Annotated in this window: 20 protein-coding genes; 14 read left to right on the top strand and 6 right to left on the bottom strand. The window is 71.0% G+C overall.

Translation table 11 applies throughout. The features are described from left to right. The first annotated feature begins 92 nt into the window (after positions 1-92). From IEZ17_RS15665 to IEZ17_RS15630, 8 genes are all read left to right on the top strand, one after another. Entirely contained in the window at positions 93-743 is a 651-nt protein-coding gene (locus IEZ17_RS15665) for an HAD family hydrolase (protein WP_189300470.1), read from the top strand. A gap of 137 nt (positions 744-880) precedes the next feature. Beyond that, the gene (locus IEZ17_RS15660) at positions 881-2,149 is read left to right on the top strand and encodes an MFS transporter (RefSeq protein WP_189300468.1); all 1,269 of its coding nucleotides are present in this window, start codon (positions 881-883) and stop codon (positions 2,147-2,149) included. Then, positions 2,100-3,275 carry an acetoin utilization protein AcuC gene (locus IEZ17_RS15655; protein ID WP_189300466.1) on the top strand — a complete coding sequence of 392 codons (1,176 nt, stop codon included), beginning with the start codon at positions 2,100-2,102 and terminating at the stop codon, positions 3,273-3,275. The genes IEZ17_RS15660 and IEZ17_RS15655 overlap by 50 nt, the downstream gene beginning before the upstream one ends. Before the next feature lie 129 nt (positions 3,276-3,404). Then, entirely contained in the window at positions 3,405-4,220 is an 816-nt protein-coding gene (locus IEZ17_RS15650) for a phosphatase (protein WP_189300464.1), read from the top strand. A 128-nt stretch (positions 4,221-4,348) separates the two neighbouring features. Then, positions 4,349-4,558 carry a helix-turn-helix domain-containing protein gene (locus IEZ17_RS15645; RefSeq protein WP_006604741.1) on the top strand — a complete coding sequence of 70 codons (210 nt, stop codon included), beginning with the start codon at positions 4,349-4,351 and terminating at the stop codon, positions 4,556-4,558. Between the two features lie 119 nt (positions 4,559-4,677). Further along, positions 4,678-4,776 (top strand): 30S ribosomal protein bS22, encoded by a 99-nt coding sequence (locus IEZ17_RS15640; RefSeq protein WP_003948845.1) that lies wholly within the window; start codon positions 4,678-4,680, stop codon positions 4,774-4,776. A 201-nt stretch (positions 4,777-4,977) separates the two neighbouring features. Continuing rightward, the gene (locus IEZ17_RS15635) at positions 4,978-6,027 is read left to right on the top strand and encodes an NAD-dependent epimerase/dehydratase family protein (RefSeq protein ID WP_189300463.1); all 1,050 of its coding nucleotides are present in this window, start codon (positions 4,978-4,980) and stop codon (positions 6,025-6,027) included. A gap of 14 nt (positions 6,028-6,041) precedes the next feature. Next, a complete protein-coding gene (locus IEZ17_RS15630) occupies positions 6,042-7,028 on the top strand; it encodes a lysophospholipid acyltransferase family protein (RefSeq protein ID WP_189300461.1) in 987 nt (328 codons plus the stop codon). Positions 7,029-7,087: 59 nt separating this feature from the next. Here the strand turns inward: IEZ17_RS15630 and IEZ17_RS15625 are convergent, their stop codons facing one another. The 4 genes from IEZ17_RS15625 to IEZ17_RS15610 form a co-directional block, all read right to left on the bottom strand. Continuing rightward, positions 7,088-8,287, bottom strand: a complete 1,200-nt coding sequence (locus IEZ17_RS15625) for a DUF5667 domain-containing protein (RefSeq protein WP_189300459.1) — start codon at positions 8,285-8,287, stop codon at positions 7,088-7,090. A gap of 268 nt (positions 8,288-8,555) precedes the next feature. Then, positions 8,556-9,344, bottom strand: coding sequence for an ECF subfamily RNA polymerase sigma factor, BldN family (locus IEZ17_RS15620; protein ID WP_189300457.1), 789 nt, complete (start codon positions 9,342-9,344; stop codon positions 8,556-8,558). Between the two features lie 330 nt (positions 9,345-9,674). Continuing rightward, positions 9,675-10,541 carry an HAD family hydrolase gene (locus IEZ17_RS15615; RefSeq protein WP_189300518.1) on the bottom strand — a complete coding sequence of 289 codons (867 nt, stop codon included), beginning with the start codon at positions 10,539-10,541 and terminating at the stop codon, positions 9,675-9,677. Positions 10,542-10,802: 261 nt separating this feature from the next. After that, complete coding sequence (locus tag IEZ17_RS15610) at positions 10,803-11,090, bottom strand: glutaredoxin family protein (protein ID WP_189300455.1); 288 nt, start codon at positions 11,088-11,090, stop codon at positions 10,803-10,805. 332 nt (positions 11,091-11,422) lie between these two features. On the opposite strand from IEZ17_RS15610, the gene IEZ17_RS15605 reads away from it, so the two are divergent. The 5 genes from IEZ17_RS15605 (at position 11,423) to hemB (ending at position 17,450) form a co-directional block, all read left to right on the top strand. Then, a complete protein-coding gene (locus IEZ17_RS15605; protein ID WP_189300453.1) occupies positions 11,423-12,193 on the top strand; it encodes a redox-sensing transcriptional repressor Rex in 771 nt (256 codons plus the stop codon). Between the two features lie 64 nt (positions 12,194-12,257). Further along, complete coding sequence (locus tag IEZ17_RS15600) at positions 12,258-13,652, top strand: glutamyl-tRNA reductase (protein ID WP_189300451.1); 1,395 nt, start codon at positions 12,258-12,260, stop codon at positions 13,650-13,652. Next, the gene (hemC, locus tag IEZ17_RS15595) at positions 13,649-14,665 is read left to right on the top strand and encodes a hydroxymethylbilane synthase (RefSeq protein WP_189300449.1); all 1,017 of its coding nucleotides are present in this window, start codon (positions 13,649-13,651) and stop codon (positions 14,663-14,665) included. The genes IEZ17_RS15600 and hemC overlap by 4 nt, the downstream gene beginning before the upstream one ends. Beyond that, a complete protein-coding gene (locus IEZ17_RS15590; RefSeq protein WP_189300447.1) occupies positions 14,662-16,311 on the top strand; it encodes a bifunctional uroporphyrinogen-III C-methyltransferase/uroporphyrinogen-III synthase in 1,650 nt (549 codons plus the stop codon). Before hemC ends, IEZ17_RS15590 begins: the two co-directional genes overlap by 4 nt. Before the next feature lie 146 nt (positions 16,312-16,457). After that, the gene (gene hemB, locus IEZ17_RS15585; protein ID WP_189300445.1) at positions 16,458-17,450 is read left to right on the top strand and encodes a porphobilinogen synthase; all 993 of its coding nucleotides are present in this window, start codon (positions 16,458-16,460) and stop codon (positions 17,448-17,450) included. Positions 17,451-17,505: 55 nt separating this feature from the next. On the opposite strand, the gene IEZ17_RS15580 is transcribed toward hemB, so the two are convergent. Then, complete coding sequence (locus tag IEZ17_RS15580; RefSeq protein ID WP_229852284.1) at positions 17,506-18,474, bottom strand: CinY protein; 969 nt, start codon at positions 18,472-18,474, stop codon at positions 17,506-17,508. Between the two features lie 537 nt (positions 18,475-19,011). Beyond that, complete coding sequence (argS, locus tag IEZ17_RS15575; RefSeq protein ID WP_189300442.1) at positions 19,012-20,766, bottom strand: arginine--tRNA ligase; 1,755 nt, start codon at positions 20,764-20,766, stop codon at positions 19,012-19,014. Positions 20,767-21,050: 284 nt separating this feature from the next. On the opposite strand from argS, the gene lysS reads away from it, so the two are divergent. Then, on the top strand, positions 21,051-22,787 hold the full coding sequence (lysS, locus tag IEZ17_RS15570; protein WP_189300440.1) for a lysine--tRNA ligase: 1,737 nt from the start codon (positions 21,051-21,053) through the stop codon (positions 22,785-22,787). Positions 22,788-22,797: the final 10 nt, after the last annotated feature.

Below are 22,797 nucleotides of genomic sequence, written 5' to 3'. Positions count from 1 at the left end.
ATTTTTGAAAAAGCCTCGTTCCCCGAGTTTCGACTCGGGGAACGAGGCTTTTTTGCGTTATGGGCGGGTTGCGGGTAGGTACGCTCGAAGGCATGCGCTATGACCTGGTCATTTTCGATAATGACGGTGTTCTTGTGGACAGCGAGCCGATCTCCAATCAAATCCTTGCTGCCTATCTGACGGAGTTGGGCCACCCGACCACGTACGAGGAATCGTTGCGGGACTTCATGGGGGGCTCCGTGCAGCGTATTCGCGATGTGGTGCGGGAGAAGAGCGGCCGGCCGCTGCCGGAGGACTTCGAAGTCAGCTTTCATGCGCGGGTGTTCGAGGAGTTCCGGCGGCGGCTGGTGGCGGTGCCGGGTGTGGAGACGGTGCTGGAAAAGCTCGCGGCGGACGGTGTGCCGTACTGCGTCGGGTCGTCCGGGAGCCATGAGCGGATCCGGGTGGCGCTGACGAAGACGGGGCTGTTCGAGCGGTTCGGGGCGGACCGGATCTTCTCGTCGCAGGATGTGGGGCGCGGGAAGCCGGCGCCCGATCTGTTTCTGCACGCGGCACGGGAGATGGGCGTCGAGCCGGGCCGGTGTGCGGTGGTCGAGGACAGTCCGCTGGGGGTGCGGGCGGCGGTGGCCGCGGGGATGGATGTGTACGGGTTCACGGCGATGACACCGGCGGAGAAGCTGGTGGGTGCCGGTGCCACCGCGTTGTTCACCGATATGGCGGAACTGCCCCAGTTGCTCCAGTAGGGGATGGCGACCGTACGGATGTCGACCGGACGATCGGGTTCTGGCTCTTCGTATGCCAGTCGGAATTGGTTGCCGGTCGGAATTGGTCAGGTGATCCATCTACCCAGTGGTAGGCGGGAGTTCTAGGCTGACCGGCCATGACGGCCCCTCAGGCACCAGCCTCTCAGGCACCAGGCGCGCCGCTGCGGCACGGCCGGGTCTCGCTTTCCCTCAGCTTCTTCGTCCAGGGTGTGGTGTTCGCCCTGCTCGTGACCCGGATACCGGCGATCCAGGTGCGGTACGGGATCTCGGACGGGCTGCTGCCGGTCTTCCTGGCGGCGGTGCCGGTCCTCGCCGGGGCCGGCAGCGTCGGCACCGAGCACCTGGTCAGGCGGGTGCGGCCCAGCGTGGTGCTGCGGTGTGTGCAACCGGTGGTGTGTCTGGCGCTGCTGGCCGTCGGCTCGGTCGGTTCGGTGGCGCAAGTGGCCGTTGCGCTGGGGGTGTTCGGGCTGTCGGTGGGCGCCCTGGACGCGTCGATGAACATGCTCGGGGTGAGCCTCCAGCGGGCGTACGGGCGGAGCATCATGCTCGGCTTCCATGCCGCGTACAGCCTGGGCGGGATCGTGGGCGCCTCGCTGGCGTGGGCGGGCGCGCACTGGAAGCTGCCGCTGGGGCTGCTGTACGGGCCGGTGGTGGCCCTCCTGATACCGCTGGCGCTGGTCGTGGGCCGGTGGTTCGTGGACGGGGACGAGCGGGCCGCCGCCGGTGGCGCGGACGGGGCGAAGGCCGGCACACCGGTCGCCATGCGGCTGTTGCTGCCGCTGTGCCTGGTGATGGCCTTCGCGTACATCGGGGACTCGACGGTCTCCAACTGGAGCGCGAAGTATCTCCAGGACGTGCTGGGGGGTTCGGAGCAGTTGGCGACCCTGCCGTACAACGTCTACATGGTGACGACGCTGCTGGGGCGGACCGTCGGTGACCTGGGGGTACGGCGCTTCGGGCCGGTCGCCGTGGTGCGGACCGGGACGGTGGTGGCGGCGGCCGGCTTCGCGGTGGTGGCGGCGGCGCCCGGGGCGTGGGTGGGAATGGCGGGGTTCACGCTGCTGGGGCTCGGGCTGTGTGTGATCGTGCCGCAGACGTTCGCGGCGGCGGGGCGGCAGGCCTTCGAGGAGCACGGCCCGGGGGCTTCGGACACGACCGTCGCGCGGCTGAACATCTTCAACTATGTGGGCTTTCTGATCGGCTCCCCGTTGGTGGGCGCGCTCGGCGACGCGTGGAGCTACCGCGGGGCGATGCTGGTGCCGATGGCGCTGGTCCTGGTGACGTTGGTCCATGCCCGCTCGTTCGGGTCAGCTCCGGCCCGATACGGTGACGACCATGAGCGGTCGCGCACAGCTGATGTGGGACGAGGCAGTAACGGGCTATGACTTCGGGCCGGGGCATCCGATGGACCCGGTCCGGCTCGCCCTGACCATGCGTCTGGTGGAGGCGTACGAACTCGACCGGGGGCCGCTGAAGGTGGTCGCGGCCAAGCCGGCCGGTGATTCCACGCTGCGGCTGGTGCACCGCGAGGACTACATCGAGGCGGTCCGCCGGGTCTCCGCCGACCCGGATTCCGCGGATGGTGCGTACGGGCTGGGGACACCGGACGACCCGGCGTTCGCGGGGATGCACGAGGCATCGGCGCTGATCGCCGGGCAGTCGGTCGGTGCCGCGGAGGCCGTCTGGCACGGTGATGTGCTGCACGCGGTGAACTTCGCCGGCGGGCTGCACCACGCGATGCCCGGCGGCGCGTCCGGCTTCTGCATCTACAACGACGCGGCGCTGGCGGTCGCCCGGCTGCTGGAGCTGGGCGCCGAACGGGTGGCGTACGTGGATGTGGACGTGCACCACGGGGACGGCGTGCAGGCGGCGTTCTGGGAGGACCCGCGGGTGCTGACGATCTCGCTGCACGAGCATCCGCGGACGCTGTTCCCGCAGACCGGCTGGCCGGAGGAGACCGGCGGGGAGGGCGCGGAGGGCAGCGCGGTGAACGTGGCGCTGCCGGCCGGGACCGGTGACGGGGGCTGGCTGCGGGCCTTCCACTCGGTGGTGCCCGAGCTGCTGGCGGCGTTCCGGCCGCAGGCCCTGGTCACCCAGCACGGTGCGGACACCCACTTCGAGGACCCGCTCGCGCATCTCGCGGTGAGCCTGGACGCGCAGCGCGTGGTGGCCGAGTCCTGCCATGCGCTGGCCCACGAGCATGCGGAGGGCCGCTGGGTCGCGCTCGGTGGCGGGGGCTATGAGGTGGTGGACGTGGTGCCGCGCAGTTGGACGCATCTGACGGCGATCGCGGCGGGCCGGCCGATCGACCCGGCCTCGATGGTGCCGTCGTCGTGGCGGCACGAAGTGTTCCGCAGGACGCGGCAGTTGGCGCCGCAGCGGATGACGGACGGGCGGACGCCGGTCTGGCGGGACTTCGCCGAGGGCGGCTACGACCCGGCCGACCGGCTCGACCAGGCGGTGCTGGCCACCCGCCGGGCGGTGTTCCCGGCGCACGGGCTGCTGCCGTAAGGCGCTGCGGAACGGGCGGCGGCCCGCCGTAACGGGTTCCCGGTGCCGTCCGGCGCCGGTGCCCCCAGATGTGTGACTACCCGTCGGTTAGGGCATCGGCTCCCTGGTCAACGGGTCAGCATGGGGCCCGTGTTGGGCACCGGGGCGCTGCGGGCGCACCTCATCGAGGCACGGCTCGCGGGGACGATCGCGACCATGCGCGAGAAGAGTCTGCGGCGCTATCGGCTCTTCTCGGCGCGCGATCCCCGGGTACTGCTGGGGCTCGATCCGGAAGGGGACTGGGCGTTCGATGAAGTTCTGGGGCTGATGGGACAGGAGTGCGGGGTTTCGGTCGATCCCGCGCACACTTCCGGCCCTGATGTGATCGATCCGGACCGTACGATCGCCGCCCTGGACCGTTTCGCCGACCGGGTCGGCGCGGCGGCCCGCCGCCGGGTTCCGGTGCTGCTCGGCACCGGCCATCCGCACCGGCTGCTGGAGTTCTACGCCACGCTTGCAGACGCTCTCTCGTCGGCGGGCTGCCCTGTCCTCACCCCGGCGTATGGCCACCGTGTCGACATAGCGACCCGGTTCGGCGTACGCACCCGGGTCCTCGATTACGTACGGGGAGTCGCGCTGATGCGCGAAACCGGCGTGCGGGGCGCGGCCGGTACGGGGGGTGTGCACACCCATTCCCCGCTCCCCGTACGGACCGCTCTCGATGCCGCGGCGGCGACCGCGGGACCGCTTCCGGGCCTGGTCATCGGGGACCACGGCTGGGTCTGCGGGGCAGGTCAGCTGGGCATCGAGGCGATCGGTCTGGCGGACACCGACGACCCGGCGCTGTTCGTCGGGCGGGCGGAGGGGCGGGTGTCGGCGGTGGTGCCGCTCGATGACGGGGTAGGGGCTGTTCACTATCGTCCGCTGACGCTGTATGTACTGAATAGGGCAGGTCTGTCCCGGTAGGCGGCTGTTCGCTGCTCCTCTTCCCCACTCGCATCACCCGCCCCTAATCTGGGGAGTGAACGCATGGCGACGAAGAGTCACCGGAGGGGAAGCCGGTGACCGTCTTATGCGGAAGGTGCAGGTGTGTGATGGCTGCGGACCAGAGGCCTCTGAACGAGGTTGTGTTTTTGACAGTGGCGGAAGTCGCCACGGTGATGCGAGTGTCGAAGATGACCGTGTACCGCTTGGTGCACAGCGGTCATCTGCCCGCGATCCGCGTGGGGCGGTCCTTCCGGGTGCCGGAGCAGGCGGTCCACGACTATCTCCGTGAGTCGTTTGTGGGGGTGGAATCGGCCTGACGGGCCTTTGGGGACCCTCGGATTACGCGGTACGCGCGGTGCCGGGTAGGCTGGCCCGATGTAGGTAGTGTGGGCTCGGACGCCCCGCACCGAGTGATTCGAAGTGAGCGAGGGTAGTCGTGGGCTCTGTTATCAAGAAGCGGCGCAAGCGGATGGCCAAGAAGAAGCACCGCAAGCTGCTCAAGCGCACCCGTGTTCAGCGTCGTAACAAGAAGTAAGCGACGCTGATCGCGATTTCGCGGCCCCTTATCGCCTCTGGGCGATAAGGGGCCGTGGCGCTTCTGTGGGCCGTATGGACGGTGGTCGTACGCAAATGTCGTTACGAGCATCGTGCGGTCATCACCGCGCAACACCGACCGGCTAGCGTGAGCCGCACAGCTCGGCTCGGGTGGCAGCCGCTGTGGGAAGGAGGGCTGATCTTGGGCAACGTCGTGCTCGTCACGGGAGCCGCACGGCAGCTGGGGGGCCGGTTCGTCCGCAGGATCCAACGCGATCCCGACGTCGACCGGGTGATCGGGGTCGACGCCGTGCCACCGGAGCACCATCTGGGCGGTGCCGAATTCCTCAAGGCCGATATCCGGCATCCGGCGATTGCCAGAGTTCTGGCGGAGACCGGCGTCGACACCGTCGTCCATATGGACATCAACGGCACGCCCTTGGGCAGCCGCGGCGGCCGGGCGTCCGTGAAGGAAACCAACGTCATCGGGACCATGCAGCTGCTCGGCGCCTGCCAGAAGTCCCCGAACGTCCAGCGCGTGGTCATCAAGTCCAGCACCAGCGTCTACGGCTCCGCGCCCCGCGACCCGGCCGTCTTCACCGAGAACACCCCGCCCAAGTCGCTGCCCAGCGGCGGCTTCGCCAAGGACACCGTCGAAGTCGAGGGATACGTACGCGGCTTCGCCCGGCGCCGGCCCGACGTGGCGGTGTGCGTGCTGCGTTTCGCCAACGTCCTCGGCCCGTGCGCGGACTCCCCGCTCGCCGAGTACTTCTCGCTGCCCGTGCTCCCGACCGTCCTCGGCTACGACCCGCGGCTCCAGTTCGTCCACGAGGACGACGCGATCGAGGTGCTGCGGATCGCCGCCGCCGCGCCGCGCCGGGGCACGCTCAACAGCGGCACGTTCAACATCGCCGGCGACGGCGTCCTGCTGCTCTCACAGACCTCCCGGCGGCTGGGACGGCCCACGCTGCCGCTGTTCCTGCCGACGGTGACCTGGGCCGGTACGGCGCTGCGGTCCATCGGCATCACGGACTTCTCCCCGGAACAGATCCGGATGCTCACGCACGGACGGGTCGTCGAGACCACGCAGATGCGCGAGACACTGGGGTTCCACCCGCAGTACACGACGGCGGAGACCTTCGCGGAATTCGCCCGCAGCCGTGGATCCGGGCTGCTGCCGCCCGAGTCCCTCGCCCGCACCGTCGACCGGCTCGCCGGCGTGCTGTCCGCACGCGGCGGCCCGACCCAGTGAGGAGTTCACCCACGATGGCGGACGCCAAGGTCATTCCCTTCGGCGAGGAACCCCGGGCGCGCCGGAAGGCCAGGCGGGTCGGGCGCGGTACGGCGCTGGCGCCCGTACCGGAGGCGCGCACCGTTCCGGAGCCGGCGGCACCCCCGCAGCCGACCGCCGGCCGCACCCTGGACGAACGGATCGCGGGCGGGCTGAACTTCCTGCGCCGGCGGATCACCGGCGACTACGAGGTCGACGACTTCGGCTACGACAAGGAGCTGACCGACCAGGTCCTGATGTCGCTGCTCCGGCCGATCTACGAGAAGTACTTCCGGGTCGAGGTGAAGGGCCTGGAGAACATCCCGTCCGAGGGCGGTGCACTGGTCGTCGCCAACCACTCCGGGACGCTGCCGCTGGACGGCCTGATGCTCCAGGTCGCGGTGCACGACAACCACCCGGCGGAGCGCCATCTGCGGCTGCTGGCCGCCGACTTGGTGTTCGTCCTGCCGGTGATAAACGAGCTGGCGCGCAAGGCCGGGCACACCCTCGCCTGCGCCGAGGACGCCCAGCGGCTGCTGGAGCGCGGCGAGATCGTCGGGGTGATGCCGGAGGGTTTCAAGGGCATCGGCAAGCCCTTCGCGGACCGCTACAAGCTCCAGCGCTTCGGGCGGGGCGGCTTCGTCTCGACGGCGCTGAAGGCCGGGGTGCCGATCGTGCCGTGCTCGATCGTGGGCGCGGAGGAGATCTACCCGATGATCGGGAACGCCAAGACGCTGGCGCGGGTGCTGGGGCTGCCGTATTTCCCCGTCACGCCGACGTTCCCGTGGCTGGGGCCGCTGGGAGCGGTGCCGCTGCCGACGAAGTGGACGATCCAGTTCGGCGAGCCCATCCCGACGGACGGGTTTCCGCCGGAGGCGGCGGACGATCCGATGCTGATGTTCAACCTGACCGACCAGGTCCGGGAGACGATCCAGCACACCCTCTACAAGCTGCTGGTGCAGCGGCGCTCGGTGTTCTTCTGAGGGAAGGACCGGAAGAACACCGAGCGCGCGGCTGCCGCCCGTACGGGCCGTACAGGCTGTTACTTGGGCGACTCCTCGCCGTCGATGCCCAGGCCGGGAAGCAGCCCTGGCAGCAGCGGCGGGAGGGTGACGTCCGGCCGGCCGATGGCGTCCTTGCCATGGCTGCCGTCGTGCGGGGACGGGCTGCCGCCCTTGCCGGACGGGTTGAGCAGACCGCCCGTACTGCCGCCGAGCAGGCCCTCGTGCTGCTGGGAGGGCGACGCCGACGGGCGGTGCGGCGGCGAGCCGCTGCCCTGGGCCGCGGCGCCGGAAGCGCCGTTCTGCGGCGACGGGCGGCTGTCCCCGCCGGCCGCGGTGCCCCCGCCGGCGGGCGTGCCGCGGTGGCGGCTCCTGCTGTCGGGGCCCGACGGCAGCAGCGGGGTGACCTCGTCGTCTATGGCGTCGAAGACCGAACTGACCTGGTCGCGCAACTCGTCGAACTGCACCGGGAGCTTTTTGCGCAGCTGCGACCAGGTGTTGCGGTGCGACCTGGTGAAGGAGTTCAGCGCCTGGATGGGGCCGAGCGACCCGTCGCGCTCGTACGCGGCGTGCAGCAGGCGGTGGCCTTCGCCGGCGTCGTGGCGGACGCCGGAGAGGGCCTTGCGGACCTCGGCGAGCGCTTCGTGGTCGAGGCTTGCCGCCCGTCCGCGCTCCATCAGGCGACGGGCCTCCAGCATGCGGGTGGACGCCTGGTCGAGATAGAGCTGCCCGCGGTCGGAGTCGTCCTCGGCCATGGTGAGCCGGAGATCCTCCATGCCGCGCTTGAGGCCGTAGAGCGAGTCGCCGGGGAGGGCGTCGGTGCTGGCCGCGGCGACGCCGCTGAAGGCCCCGGCGGCCACGCTGACCGTCAGTCCGCCCGCGGCCAGCCCCTTGGACAGGCGGGAGCGCGGGCGCAGCCGGCCGATCGTCTTGCCGGCGCCGTGCGCGCCCCTCGCTTCGCGTTGCTCGGGCACCCGGGCGTCGCCGGACGTGGCGCCTTCGGCGAAGGCGGCCTCCATCGCAGCGACGAGCTGGGCGCGCTGGACAGTCTTGACCTCGGCGGCCATTTCCGGCCTCGGGAGCTCCCCGAGGCCGTCGGCGACCGCCAACAGCCGTGCTTCCCCCGGCGCCTGCGCCGGATTGTCGACCTGGTCCTCGGCCGCCGCGCCCTTGAGCTCCTGCTCCTCCAGGGCCTGGGCGAAGGCGTTGGCCCGCCGGTGCATCGAGACATTCGCGATCACGGGCGGCACCTCCTCTCGTCATCCCGCTCGGCTCCCCGGACTGGCTTGGATATCCAGACGGGCCGGATGGTTGCACGCCGTTGTCCGTGGCCACTCGATCGAGTGAGAGGCAGCGGGCATGGCGTGACCGCTTGGAGCCTGCATTCCGGACAACGAGCGGCTCGGCACTCGGGTTACGCACTCACGATGATCTGACCGACCGGACATGGTCGGTCACCAACGGTGAGTGGCTGACGGGGTGTTGGGGGTGGCGGAGGGGTGCCGGGCGTCAGCGGGCGTCTTCGGGGAGGAGCCGCGCCAGGGTGCGGACGGCCCGGTACTGGAGGGTCTTGATGGCGCCCTCGTTCTTGCCCATGACGCGGGCGGTCTCGGCGACCGAGAGGCCCTGGAGGAAGCGAAGGGTGACGCATTCCTGCTGCTGGGGGTTGAGCTTGCGTACCGCCTCCAACAGGGCGGCGTTGGAGAGGGATTCGAGGACCGAGTCCTCGGGGCTGCGCTCGACCTCGTTGGCGTCGAGCATCTCTCCGGTGGTGACTTCCAGGCGGAAGCGGGAGGACTTGAAGTGGTCGGCGACGAGGTTGCGGGCGATGGTCACCAGCCAGGCGCCGAAGTCGCGGCCCTGCCAGGTGAAGGTGCCGATGCGGCGCAGCGCGCGCAGGAAGGTCTCGCTGGTGAGGTCCTCGGCCGTGGCGCGGCCCCCGACCCGGTAGTAGATGTAGCGGTAGACCGTGTCGGCGTACTGGTCGTAGAGGCGGCCGAAGGCGTCGGCCTCGCCGGCCTGGGCGCGTTCGACGAGGTCCATCATGCGACGGCTGTCGCTGTCGGCGGGGCGCCGGGCGGTGGTCGTGCCGGTGCCGGTGCGGCGGCTTCTGCCGGCGGTAGCGGCCTTGCCGACCGCAGCGCTCCCGTCGGCCAGGGCGTAGCAGGGGCCGGCGGGGATGGCTGAGGCGAATGCGGGGACGGCGTACGCGGTGGGGACAAAACTGCGCAGGTGGTCGACGAGCGTCGTACGCAGCGTAGCCAGGCCCGAGGCGTCAACCCCGACGTGTGGGTACACGGGACTCCCAGAGGCAGAGCTTCCATCACGTGCAGTGCGGGACCGTTCACTCGTCGTAGGGACGTGTGGGTTCCGGATTGCGTCTGAGGAGAATAACGCTTCGTACAGGCAGCGCTACACCCAGTTGCTCAAATCATCGATTACTTACGGTCCGTGTCCGGTTGGTGGCGAATCAAGTATCGAATATTGAGCAACTATTGATCGGAAGGGAGTGCAATCTGCCTGGTTGGAAGGCGTGTTGTGGCTAACCGGCAGGAAAGGGACTGGCGGGGCGGCGGCGGGGGTAGGGAGTGCGGTTGGCCCGCCGCGTCGCCCGGTGATCAGTGCTGGTCAGCGGCGGCGGCGCTGGAGCGCGACCGCGGCTGCCGCGCCGCCCGCGACGGCACCCACACCGGCGGCTGCCGGGATGCCGATCCTGACGGCCTTGCGGCCGGTCCGGTAGTCGCGCAGCCGCCACCCGTGCTCGCGGGCGTGCTTGCGCAGCCGGGTGTCGGGATTGATCGCGTAGGGGTGGCCGACCAGCGACAGCATCGGGATGTCGTTGGCGGAGTCGCTGTAGGCGGCGCAGTGGGACAGCTCCAGGCCCTCGGCGGAGGCGAGCGCGCGGACCGCCTCGGCCTTGGCCGGGCCGTGCAGCGGCTCGCCCACCAACTTTCCTGTATAGACGCCGCCGACGGACTCGGCGACGGTGCCGAGGGCGCCGGTCAGGCCCAGCCGGCGGGCGATGATCGTCGCGGTCTCCACGGGGGCCGCGGTCACCAGCCAGACCTTCTGGCCGGCGTCGAGGTGGGCCTGGGCGAGCGCGCGGGTGCCGGGCCAGACGCGCTCGGCCATGTACTCGTCGTAGATCTCCTCGCCGATGGACATCAGCTCGGCGACGCGGTGGCCCTGGACGATGGACAGCGCGCTGTTGCGGACGTCCGCCATGTGCTCGGAGTTCTCGCCGGCCAGCCGGAAGTAGATCTGCTGCCAGGCGAAGCGGGCCAGGTCGCGCTTGTGGAAGAAGTGCCGTTTGTACAGGCCGCGACCGAAGTGGAAGAGGGCGGCGCCCTGCATGACGGTGTTGTCGAGGTCGAAGAAGGCGGCTGCCGCCTCGTCCCCGGCCACCGGGAATTCCGGCTCGACCGGGGCCTCCTCCGGGGGGGCCTCCTGGGAGGACTTCCGGGCGGCCTCGGCCGCGGCCTCGCCGGCCAGCACGCTGCGTGCGGTGGCGGGTCGTCTGCGGCGGGCGAACCATCCCGCCGAGAAGTGCGCTCCGAAGGGACTTTTGGCGGGGCGGTGAGCGGGCGACGGGCGGGCCATGCGGCTAGCGTAGCCAGTTTGTTCGGTGCAGCCGGTTACGGGCGCGTGTCAGGCGACCCCGGGCCTGCCGACGGTTGCGTTACGGCCAACCCGCGGGGCGGTTCGCTATGGGCCGTACGCGGCCCGTATGGGGCTTTGTGGGGGGTGTCGCAGGGCTCAGGCGCCCAGTGCGGTGCGGAGCCGCTTGGGGTCGACCCGCCAGAAGTCGTGCTGGGCGCCGTCGACGAGGACGACCGGAATCTGCTCCCAGTACTTGTGGTGCAGCTCGGCGTCCTCGGTGATGTCCTTCTTCTCCCAGGACGCGCCGGTCTCCGCGCAGACCTTCTCGATCACCGCCTGCGCGTCGTCGCACAGATGGCAGCCCGGCTTTCCGATGAGAGTGACCATCCGGTCGGCGGGGTTCTTGCGGGGGGCGCGGCCTAGCTGGCCGAACAGGGGAGCCATGGGGCCATTGTGCCGGTTCGCAGCGGTGCTGCCGGGGCGGCCGGTCGCTTACCATCGATGGGCGATTTGTAGGTTTCCGGGGGGATGGCGGTGAGGAGTGAGGGCGCGTGCTGCCGTCGGTGCTGCCGCGGATCACCGGTGGCGCGAGTGAACGGCGTGGCGTGGGAGTTGGTTCCGCGAATGCCCGTAAAAGCCGCGTGACCCCTATCACTTTGGCCGGACAAAGCGGACACTATCTTTGTGCACGCGTTCACAAAGACATAGCCTGCAAAAGACGGGGCGGTCGGGTTCCTCACGGCCGCCCGCAGCCCCGCTCTACCCGCAGGAGCACCGTGGCAACTGGCCGAACTCACCGACCGGCGACCCGAAGCCGAGGCATCCCCGAGGCCACCGTCGCCCGGCTACCGCTGTATCTGCGCGCACTGACCGCGCTCTCCGAGCGCTCGGTCCCCACGGTTTCCTCCGAGGAGCTCGCGGCTGCGGCGGGGGTCAACTCCGCGAAGCTGCGCAAGGACTTCTCCTACCTCGGCTCCTACGGGACCCGGGGTGTCGGTTACGACGTGGAGTACCTCGTCTACCAGATCTCGCGGGAGCTCGGCCTGACCCAGGACTGGCCCGTGGTCATCGTCGGTATCGGTAACCTCGGCGCCGCGCTCGCCAACTACGGCGGCTTCGCCTCCCGCGGCTTCCGGGTCGCCGCGCTGATCGACGCCGACCCGGCCATGGCCGGCAAGCCGGTCGCGGGTATCGCGGTCCAGCACACCGATGAGCTGGAGCACATCATCGAGGACAACGGCGTCTCGATCGGTGTCATCGCGACGCCGGCGGGCGCGGCCCAGCAGGTCTGCGAACGGCTCGTCGCCGCCGGGGTCACCTCGATCCTCAACTTCGCGCCGACCGTGCTGTCCGTCCCGGACGGGGTGGACGTCCGCAAGGTCGACCTGTCGATAGAGCTCCAGATCCTCGCCTTCCACGAGCAGCGCAAGGCGGGCGAGGAGACCGGCCACGAGAGCGCGGCGCCGGCCCCGGTGGCCGACGCCGGTGCCGTCGAGGCCGGCCGCAAGGGACCTGACGGGGACGTCCCCGCCGTGATGCCGGCATGAACGAGCGCATCACCGGACGGCGCACCACGGGCGCCCGCCGCACCTCGCGGAGCGAGGTGCGCGCATGAGCCTTCTCGTCGTCGGGCTGAGCCACCGCAGTGCGCCGGTGAGCGTGCTGGAGCGGGCGGCGCTCGCCCCTGAGGCGCGCGGCAAGCTGCTCCAGGACGTGGTGTCGGCCGAGCCGGCCACCGAGTCCGCGGTGCTCTCCACCTGCAACCGCATCGAGCTCTACGCCGACGTGGACAAGTTCCACGCCGGTGTCGCCGAGCTGTCCACCCTCCTGGCCCGCCACAGCGGCGTCGGCCTGGAGGAGCTGACCCCTTATCTCTACGTCCACTACGAGGACCGCGCCGTCCACCACCTCTTCTCGGTGGCCTGCGGCCTGGACTCGATGGTCGTCGGCGAGGGCCAGATCCTCGGGCAGATCAAGGACGCGCTGGCCGTCGCCCAGGAGCAGCACACCGCCGGGCGGCTGCTCAACGACCTCTTCCAGCAGGCTCTGCGGGTCGGCAAGCGCGCGCACAGCGAGACCGGGATCGACAAGGCCGGCCAGTCGCTGGTCACGTTCGGCCTGGAGCAGCTGGTCGGCGACGCCGATGTCGCGCGGTGGGCGCGCGGCCGGCGGGCGCTGGTGATCGGCGCCGGCTCGATGTCCTCGCTGGCCGCCACCACCCTCGTACGGAACGGCATCGGCGAGCTGGCCGTGGCCAACCGGACGGTGGCGCGCGCCGAGCGGCTGGTCGCCACGCTCGCAGAGCACTACGGCACCGGTCTCACCGAGCCGGGCGGGCCGGGCGCCGTCAGCGGGCTGAGCGCCCGCGCCATCGCCATGGACGCCGTCGAGGCGGAGCTGGCCCGCGCCGAGATCGTCATCTCCTGTACCGGCGCGTCCGGGCTCGTGCTGACCGGCGGGCAGATCGCCGCCGCGGCCGGCGGGCGTACGGACGGGATCCGGCTGCTCGACCTTGCGATGCCGCGCGACATCGACGCCGCGGCGCACCGGATCGAGGGCGTGCACCTCGTCGACATCGAGACGCTGGCCGACGCGTCCGCGGACGCCCCCATGGCGGCCGACGTGGACAAGGTGCGCGGCATCGTCTCCGACGAGGTCGCCGCCTTCGGCGCCGCGCAGCGCGCCGCGCACATCACCCCCACCGTGGTCGCCCTGCGCACCATGGCGGCGGACGTCGTCAGCAGCGAGATCGCCCGGCTCGACGGCCGGCTTCCCGACCTGGACGACAAGCAGCGCGCGGAGATCACCCAGACCGTCCGCCGGGTCGTCGACAAGCTCCTGCACGCGCCCACCGTGCGGGTCAAGCAGCTCGCCAGCGAGCCCGGCGGCGCCGGATACGCCGACGCGCTGCGGGAACTCTTCGACCTCGACCCCCAGACGGTCGCTGCCGTCAGCAGGGCCGACACACGTGCCGACCGGCACGACGCAGCACGGGAGCGGGCATGACTGACAGCACGATGACGGCCCTGAGACTGGGGACACGGCGGAGCAAGCTCGCCATGGCCCAGTCCGGTCAGGTTGCCGAGGCGGTGCGCGGGCTGACGGGCCGTCCCGTCGAGCTCGTGGAGATCACCACCTACGGCGACACCTCCCGTGAGCACCTCGCGCAGATCGGCGGTACCGGCGTGTTCGTGTCCGCGCTGCGCGACGCGCTGCTCACCGGGGAGATCGACTTCGCGGTCCACTCGCTCAAGGACCTGCCGACCGCGCAGCCCGCGGACCTGGTCCTGGCGGCCATACCCGTACGCGAGGACCCCCGGGACGCGCTGATCGCCCGGGACGGGCTCACCTTCGAGGAGCTGCCCGACGGTGCCCGCGTGGGGACCGGGTCCCCCCGGAGGATGTCGCAGCTCAACGCGTGGGCCAGGGCGCTGGGCAAGCGGATCGAGACCGTCCCGATACGCGGGAACATCGACACCCGGATCGGCTTCGTCGAGAAGGGGGAGCTGGACGCGGTCGTACTCGCCGCCGCCGGACTCACCCGGATCGGCCGGATCGACGAGGCGACGCAGCTGCTGTCGCCCGACGTGGTTTTGCCCGCCCCCGGCCAGGGGGCACTGGCGATCGAGTGCGCCGCCGACCGTGCGGACCTCATCGCCCAGCTCGCCGAGCTCGACGACCCGGTCACCCGGGCCGCCGTGACCGCCGAGCGTTCCCTGCTCGCCGCCCTGGAGGCCGGCTGTTCCGCTCCCGTGGCGGCGCTGGCCGACCTTTCCCCAAGCTCTCGGCTGTGTTCGAGCAGGGGAGGCCCCAAGGCTGACGAGCAGGCTGTCAACGAAATGCACCTGCGCGGTGTCGTCGGCACGGCCGACGGCAGCGCGACGGTGCAGCTGTCCACCACCGGGCACGTACCTGCCTCTCTTGACGACGAATCGGTCCCGCTCACCATGGGCCGGGAACTCGCCGCCGAGATGCTCGCAAAGGGTGCGGCCGGTCTTATGGGGGAGCGAGCACTTTGAACCCCACCGCCCCAAACCACTCCGCCTCCGGTCAGGTCACCTTCCTGGGTGCCGGGCCGGGAGACCCGGGACTGCTGACGTTGCGTGCTGTGGAGGCGCTGGCCTCCGCGGACGTACTCATCGCCGACCCGCAGGTCTTGGACGTCGTGCGCGTGCACGCACGCGCACAGGTGGACACACCACTCCAGGCGTCAGCTGACGAGGCGTCAATCCCCGCCGACGTCCCCACCCTTAGGGACACCGCCAATCTTGTCATGACGGCTGCCCGCGCGGGCAAGCGGGTCGTGCGCGCGGTGACCGGGGACCCCGGGCTCGACGGCTATGTCGCCGAGGAGATGCTGGCCTGCGCCGCCGAGGGGATCGTCTTCGAGGTGGTGCCCGGCGTGGCCGCCGCGGTCGGCGTACCCGCGTACGCCGGTGTGCCGCTGCGCGACGCCCAGGGCACCGACGTGCGCTTCATCGACGCCCGCAGCGCCGACGACCGCTGCTGGGCCGAGCTGGGCACCAGCGACGCCACCGCGGTGGTCTCCACCACCCTCGACTCGGTGGCCGCTGCCGCCGGCGAGCTGGTGGCCGCCGGACGCAAGCCGGACACCCCGCTGACCGTCACGGTCGCCGGCACCACCACCCGGCAGCGCACCTGGACGGCGACCCTCGGGTCCGTCGCCCAGGTGCTGAAGGCCGCCAAGGTGCTGCCGTCGCCGGACGGCGGCCAGCCGGTCATAGCCGTGGTCGGTGAGCGCAGCGCCGCAGCGCAGCGGGACCAGCTCTCGTGGTTCGAGAACAAGCCGCTGTTCGGCTGGCGGGTGCTCGTACCGCGGACCAAGGAGCAGGCCGCGTCGCTCTCCGACCAGCTCGTCGCGTACGGCGCGGTGCCGCACGAGGTGCCGACCATCGCCGTCGAACCGCCGCGCACCCCGCAGCAGATGGAGCGCGCGGTCAAGGGCCTGGTCACCGGCCGCTACGAATGGATCGCCTTCACCTCGGTCAACGCCGTCAAGGCCGTCCGGGAGAAGTTCGAGGAGTACGGCCTGGACGCCCGCGCGTTCGCCGGGATCAAGGTCGCCGCGGTCGGCGAGCAGACCGCCAAGGCGCTGGTCGCCTTCGGTGTGAAGCCGGACCTGGTGCCCAGCGGCGAGCAGTCCGCGGCCGGGCTGCTGGAGGACTGGCCGCCGTACGACCCGGTCTTCGACCCGATCGACCGGGTGTTCCTGCCGCGCGCCGACATCGCCACCGAGACCCTGGTGGCCGGGCTGATCGAGCTGGGCTGGGAGGTCGACGACGTCACCGCCTACCGGACCGTGCGCGCCTCGCCGCCGCCGGCCGAGACCCGTGAGGCGATCAAGGGCGGCGGCTTCGACGCGGTCCTGTTCACCTCGTCCTCGACCGTGCGGAACCTCGTCGGCATCGCCGGCAAGCCGCACAACGTGACCGTGATCGCCTGTATCGGCCCGGCCACCGCCAAGACCGCCGAGGAGCACGGGCTGCGCGTCGACGTGATGTCGCCCGAGCCGTCGGTGCACAAGCTGGCCGAGGCGCTCGCGGACTTCGGGGCGGCGCGCCGCGATGCCGCGATGGAGGCCGGGGACCCGGTCACCCGCCCCAGCGAGCGGCGGCCCGGCTCGCGCCGGCGGGCCCGTAGCTGAGCGGCAGCACGTACGGCTCTGAAGGGCGCCCCTTTCCGGGGCGCCCTTCCGCTTGTCCGCGGTGCCCGGCCCCGAGTGTTCCGCGGCCCGGCCGGCCGACGTCGAGTCGGCAAAGGCGGGTGCGGGGCGGGCGTAGCGTGGGCGGTATGACGAAGTACGGAAGCTTCCCGGGAGCGCGGCCACGACGGCTGCGCACCACCCCCGCCATGCGGCGGATGGTCGCGGAGTACCGCCTGCATCCGGCCGACCTCATCCTCCCGGCGTTCGTACGGGAGGGCATCGCCGAGCCGGTGCCCCTCGCCGCGATGCCGGGCGTCGTCCAGCACACCCGCGACACCCTGCGCAAGGCCGCCGTCGAGGCGGTCGAGGCCGGGGTCGCCGGAATCATGCTGTTCGGCGTGCCGGAGGACGCGCACAAGGACGCGGCCGGTACGGCGGGCACGGACCCCGACGGCATCCTCCAGCTCGCCATCCGGGACGTGCGGGCGGAGGTCGGCGACGACCTCGTCATCATGTCGGACCTGTGCCTGGACGAGTACACCGATCACGGGCACTGCGGGGTGCTGGACGCCGACGGGCGGGTCGACAACGACGCGACGCTGGACCGGTACGCCGAGATGGCCCAGGTCCAGGCCGACGCGGGCGTCCATGTCGTGGGTCCCAGCGGCATGATGGACGGTCAGGTCGGCGTCATCCGGGACGCGCTGGACCAGACCGGCCACGAGGACGTCTCGATCCTCGCCTACACGGTGAAGTACTCCTCGGCGTTCTACGGCCCGTTCCGCGAGGCGGTCGGCTCCTCGCTCAACGGCGATCGCAAGACCTACCAGCAGGACCCGGCCAACCTCCGCGAGTCGCTGCGCGAGCTGGCGCTCGACCTGGAGGAGGGCGCCGACATGGTGATGGTCAAGCCGGCGCTGCCCTACCTGGACGTGCTGGCGAAGATCGCGGACGAGGTGGACGTGCCGGTCGCGGCGTACCAGATCTCCGGTGAGTACGCGATGATCGAGGCCGCGGCGGAGAAGGGCTGGATCGACCGCGACAAGGCGATCCTGGAGGCCCTGACCGGCATCAAGCGGGCCGGCGCCAACATGATCCTCACGTACTGGGCGACGGAGGTCGCGCAGAAGCTGCGCTAGCAGGCCGCGGCCGACGACGGTTCCGCGACTGCGCCCGCACGCTCCGCAGGGGGTGTCAGGCGCAGTCGCGGACCGGGTTGTCGTGCGTGAGGACGCAGACGATGCGTTCCACGCGCTGCCCGCCGTACCGCTGGAGGAGCGCGGTGCGGAACTGCTTCCACTGGCGGCGGGACTCCGTGACGGCACCCTGCACCGCCCTGCCGAAGTTCCCCGCCACCCGGCCGCGTGCGGTGGCCGGAGCACCGGCAGTGCCGGAGACCGGGTCGATGGACCCTTCGTCCTTGTTGAGGTCGGCGTGCGTGATGCGCCGGGAACAGGCGCCGACCAGGAGCGAGAAGCAGCCCGTCGTCAGATTCCGCGGAATCGCCCACGGCTGCGGAGGCCGCGGCGCGGCGAGATCCAGCAGCGGTGAGGGCGCGGAGCGGCCCAGGCCCGGGGGATCGGCCGGGCTGACAGGGCGGGACGGGTCGGTGCGATCCGTCCAGTTGCTGTGCGCGTAGAAGTCCTGGACTCCGTGCAGGGCGCGGCCGAACCCCTCCACGGCCTCGCACTTGGCCCGGCCGCTCAGACCGAGTGCGAAGGTGCAGTCGCTCCGCAACTGCGTCTGCGAGGCCATGACGCGGCCCCGGGCGTCGAGCGTGCCGTCGGCCGCGGTGATGCCTTGCCCGAAGCGCGCTTGCAGGTGGGCGATACAGCTGCGCAGCGCCTCGGTGGCCTGCTGCCGGCTCCGCGGATAGCCCGTCGCGGCCAGATAGTCCGCGTTGTCGCAGTGCGCGGAGGAATCGAGGAACTCGTCCGAGTCCGGCGCGCCGACCGCGCCGAACGTCCCTCTGTGCCCCGCGAGTTGATCGATGGAGCGCGGCTCGAAGCAGGAGCCGTCCGAAGGCACCCCCGGAGCGCAGGCCAGCGCCGCCCGGGTGATCCGCTCGTGCTCCGCGTGCTGCCCGAACGCGTTGACCGTGCCGAAGGCGTCGGCGGGCCCGGCAGTCGCCATCAGCAGGGCGGGTGTGACCACAGCCGTCACCAAGAAGGCAGGCAGCCTGCGACTCGTCGTGTTACGCCCCCGCACGTGCAGCCCTCTTGGTTCCGTGATTCCCCATGCCCGCCCCGGGCCGACGTGCAAGTTTAAACGGCCTGGTCGGGAGGGTGTTCCGGAGTGTTCGGCGGGCGGGGGCGTACGTGGTGAACGCTGCCCGGGCCACCGGTGTCCGCGCGCGGTCAGCGGGACCTGCCGGGAGCGGCGTAGTCGGACTCGACGAGTATCGGAAGGGAGCCCGTCATGACTCTCATGAGCCAGGAGCGCGCGATGGCACCGCTGCGCAAGGCCGCCGAGGCCGCTGAGGAAGCCAGTGGCCTGCGACTCGCCGTCACGCGGCAGGCACGGCCTGTACGGAGAGGACGCCGAAGTCTCCGGGCTCGGGGTGAAGATCGCGACGGGAAGCCTGGCCCGTTACGCCTGACCTGGCCCGGCACGACGGAGCACGGCGGAAAAGGACGAGTCCCTCGCACCCGGGGTGCGAGGGACTCGTGCGTGCGGGCCCAGGGCTCCTGGGCCGCGTCCTTACAGCCGCTCGGGGGTGCGGATCCCCAGCAGGGCCATGCCCCGGTGCAGCGTGCGGGCCGTCAGGTCGCACAGGAAGAGGCGGTTCTCCACCTGCTCCGGGGTGTCCGCCTTCAGGACCGGGCACTGGTCGTAGAACGTCGTGTACAGCGACGCGAGCTGGTAGAGGTACGCGGCCAGCTTGTGCGGCGCGTACTCCGCCGCGGCCTCGGCGACCGTGTCGCCGAACGCGTCCACGTGCAGGCCCAGCGCCCGCTCCGCCGGGGCGAGTGCGAGCTCCGGGTGCGCGGCCGGCGCGGTCTCGCCGGCCTTGCGCAGGATCGACTGGATACGGGCGTACGCGTACTGGAGGTAGACGGACGTGTCGCCGTTGAGCGAGACCATCTGGTCCAGGTCGAACTTGTAGTCCCGGCTCGGCGACGTCGACAGGTCCGCGTACTTCACCGCGCCGATGCCGACCTGCGCGGCCCGCTCCTGGATCTCGTCCTCGGTGAGGTCCTGCGCCTTCTCGCGCACCACCTCGGCGGCGCGCTGCACCGCCTCGTCGAGCAGGTCCTCCAGCCGCACCGTCTCGCCGGCACGCGTCTTGAACGGCTTGCCGTCCGCGCCGAGGACCGTGCCGTAGCCCATGTTGTGGGCGGTGACCCGGTCGTTCAGCCAGCCTGCCCGGCGGGCCGTCTCGAAGACCATCCGGAAGTGCAGCGACTGGCGTACGTCCACGACGTACAGCAGCGTCGTCGCGTCCAGCTCGACGACGCGGTCGCGGATCGCCGACAGGTCGCTCGCCGCGTACCCGAATCCGCCGTCCGCCTTCTGCACGATCAGCGGGACCGGCTGGTCGTCCTTGCCCTTGATGTCGTCGAAGAAGACGACGAGCGCGCCCTCGGAGCGGACGGCGACGCCCGACTCCTCCAGCATCCGCGCCGTCTCGGCCATCATGTCGTTGTACGCGGACTCGCCGACGATCTCCTCGTCGCGGATCTCCATGTCCAGCTTCTCGAAGACCGAGTAGAAGTAGACCTTCGACTCGTCCACGAACCGCTGCCACAGGTCGAGCGTCTCCCGGTCGCCGGACTGGAGCGCGACGACCCGCTTGCGGGCCCGCTCCTTGAACTCCTCGTCGGAGTCGAAGACCGCGCGCGACGCCTTGTAGACCCGGTTCAGATTGCTCATCGCCTGCTCGCCGTCGGTGTCGGCGGCCGGGGCCAGCTGGTCCGGGTTCTCGATCAGGTACTGGATGAGCATGCCGAACTGCGTGCCCCAGTCGCCGATGTGGTGGCGGCCGATCGTCTTCTCGCCGGTGAAGTCCAGCATGTTGCGCAGCGCGTCGCCGATCACCGCCGACCGCAGGTGGCCGACGTGCATCTCCTTGGCGACGTTCGGCTGTGCGTAGTCGACGACGGTCGTGCCGGGGGCGTCCTTGCGCGGCACGCCCAGCCGGTCGTCGGCGGCGCGCGCGGCGAGGGTCTTGACGATCGCCTCGTCGGCGACGGTGATGTTGAGGAAACCGGGGCCGGAGACCTCGATCTCCTTGAGGAGGCCGTCGGCGCCGATCGCGTCGACGACCTTGCCGGCCAGCTCCCGCGGGTTGCCCTTCAGCTTCTTGGCCAGGGCGAGCATGCCGTTGGCCTGGAAGTCGGCCCGGTCGCTGCGTCGCAGGAGCGGGTCCGCGGCGCCGGCCTCCGGCAGGGCTGCCGAGAGGGCGTTGGCGACGCGTTGGTTGACCGTAGCTGCGAGGGAAGGGACCGAGGCCATGGAGAGAGCGCTCTCTTCTAGGAGGAGTCGTTGTCGGGGAAAGGGTTTGCCACCGAGTATCCCACGGCACTACCACTGAATTTCCGTCCGGCGGGTGTCTGGGACAATGGCTCTGTCAGGCTTGTGTCCGTCCGGGCTCATGGACGCCGTGTCGCGGCCCAGGGCCCGTCCGGTGGGCCAGGGGCGGACCCGGCCGTGACCCACCGGACAGGCCTCTGGCACCGCGGGGCCGGACGGCGCACCAGAGCGCAGCGGAAGAGCACCAGGAAGAGGAAGGGCCGATCGTGGCTCAGCAGAGCACCGAGACCGACTGGGTCTCCAGGTTCGCGGACGACGTCATTGCCGAGGCGGAGCGCCGCGCCCCCGGCAAACCGGTCGTCGTCGCCTCCGGCCTGAGCCCCTCCGGCCCGATCCACCTGGGCAACCTCCGCGAGGTCATGACCCCGCACCTGGTCGCGGACGAGATCCGCCGCCGCGGCCGGGAGTGCGTCCACGTCCTCAGCTGGGACGACTTCGACCGCTACCGCAAGGTCCCGGCCGGCATCGACCCGTCCTGGGCGGAGCACATCGGCAAGCCGCTGACCTCCGTGCCGGCCCCGCCCGGCAGCCCGTACGGCAGCTGGGCCGAGCACTTCAAGGCGGCCATGGAGGAGGCCCTGGCGGAGCTGGGGATCGAGTACCGCGGCATCAGCCAGACCGAGATGTACACCTCCGGCGCCTACCGCGAGCAGGTGCTGCACGCGATGAGGCACCGCGCCGAGATCGACGCCGTCCTGGGCCGCTACCGCACCAAGGACAAGGCCACCGGCAAGCCGAAGAAGCAGCAGCAGAAGCCGGACGCCGCCATGGACGCGGCCGAGCTGGAGGCCGCCGAGGGCTCCGGTGCGGCCGGCGAGGACGACGGCAGCGCGGGCGGCGCGGGCTACTACCCGTACAAGCCGTACTGCACGGTCTGCGAGAAGGACCTGACCACGGTCACCTCGTACGACGACGAGACCACCGAGCTGGCCTACGAGTGCACCGCCTGCGACCACTCCGAGACCGTGGTGCTGCGCGAGTTCGACCACGGCAAGCTGGTGTGGAAGGTCGACTGGCCGATGCGCTGGGCCTATGAGGGCGTGGTCTTCGAGCCGTCCGGTGTCGACCACTCCTCGCCCGGCTCGTCGTTCGTCGTCGGCGGTCAGATCGTCCGCGAGGTGTTCGGCGCCGACCAGCCGATCGGCCCGATGTACGCCTTCGTCGGCATCAGCGGCATGGCCAAGATGTCGTCGTCCAAGGGCGGGGTGCCCACCCCGGGCGACGCGCTGAAGATCATGGAGGCGCCGCTGCTGCGCTGGCTGTACGCCCGCCGCAAGCCCAACCAGTCCTTCAAGATCGCCTTCGACCAGGAGATCCAGCGGCTCTACGACGAGTGGGACAAGCTGGCGGCCAAGGTCGCGGAGGGCACCGCGCAGCCCGCGGACGCCGCGGCCTACACCCGGGCCGTCGGCACCGCCGCCGGCGAACTGCCCCGCACGCCGCGCCCGCTGCCGTACCGCACGCTGGCGTCCGTCATGGACATCACCGCGGGCCATGACGAGCAGACCCTGCGCATCCTGAGCGAACTCGACCCGGAGAACCCGGTCACGTCCCTGGACGAGACCCGGCCGCGGCTCGACAAGGCCGAGAACTGGATCACCACCCAGGTCCCGGCCGACCAGCGCACCATCGTCCGCGACGAGCCCGACGAGGAACTGCTCGCCACCCTGGACGAGCAGGCCCGCGGCTCGCTGCGGCTGCTGCTCGACGGGCTGGACGACCACTGGTCGCTGGACGGTCTGACCACCCTCGTCTACGGCGTCCCGAAGGTCCAGGCGGGCCTCACGCCGGACGCCAAGCCGACCCCGGAGCTGAAGGCCGCCCAGCGCGCGTTCTTCGCCCTGCTCTACAACCTCCTGGTCGGCCGCGACACCGGGCCGCGGCTGCCCACGCTGCTGCTCGCGGTGGGCGCCGACCGGGTGCGGAAGCTGCTGGGCGGCTGAGCGCGCGGCG

This window comes from Streptomyces albospinus (assembly GCF_014648695.1).
GTDB lineage: Bacteria > Actinomycetota > Actinomycetes > Streptomycetales > Streptomycetaceae > Streptomyces > Streptomyces albospinus.
Note: the sequence above shows the minus strand (reverse complement) of the source record. Positions and strands in the feature narration are given on the sequence as shown.

Coding starts and splice junctions, on each gene's coding strand:
- IEZ17_RS15665 (WP_189300470.1), top strand. CDS start 93: ATGCGCTATGACCTGGTCATTTTCGATAATGACGGTGTTCTTGTGGAC.
- IEZ17_RS15660 (WP_189300468.1), top strand. CDS start 881: ATGACGGCCCCTCAGGCACCAGCCTCTCAGGCACCAGGCGCGCCGCTG.
- IEZ17_RS15655 (WP_189300466.1), top strand. CDS start 2,100: ATGAGCGGTCGCGCACAGCTGATGTGGGACGAGGCAGTAACGGGCTAT.
- IEZ17_RS15645 (WP_006604741.1), top strand. CDS start 4,349: ATGGCTGCGGACCAGAGGCCTCTGAACGAGGTTGTGTTTTTGACAGTG.
- IEZ17_RS15630 (WP_189300461.1), top strand. CDS start 6,042: ATGGCGGACGCCAAGGTCATTCCCTTCGGCGAGGAACCCCGGGCGCGC.
- IEZ17_RS15610 (WP_189300455.1), bottom strand. CDS start 11,090: ATGGCTCCCCTGTTCGGCCAGCTAGGCCGCGCCCCCCGCAAGAACCCC.
- IEZ17_RS15600 (WP_189300451.1), top strand. CDS start 12,258: ATGAGCCTTCTCGTCGTCGGGCTGAGCCACCGCAGTGCGCCGGTGAGC.
- hemC (WP_189300449.1), top strand. CDS start 13,649: ATGACTGACAGCACGATGACGGCCCTGAGACTGGGGACACGGCGGAGC.
- hemB (WP_189300445.1), top strand. CDS start 16,458: ATGACGAAGTACGGAAGCTTCCCGGGAGCGCGGCCACGACGGCTGCGC.
- argS (WP_189300442.1), bottom strand. CDS start 20,766: ATGGCCTCGGTCCCTTCCCTCGCAGCTACGGTCAACCAACGCGTCGCC.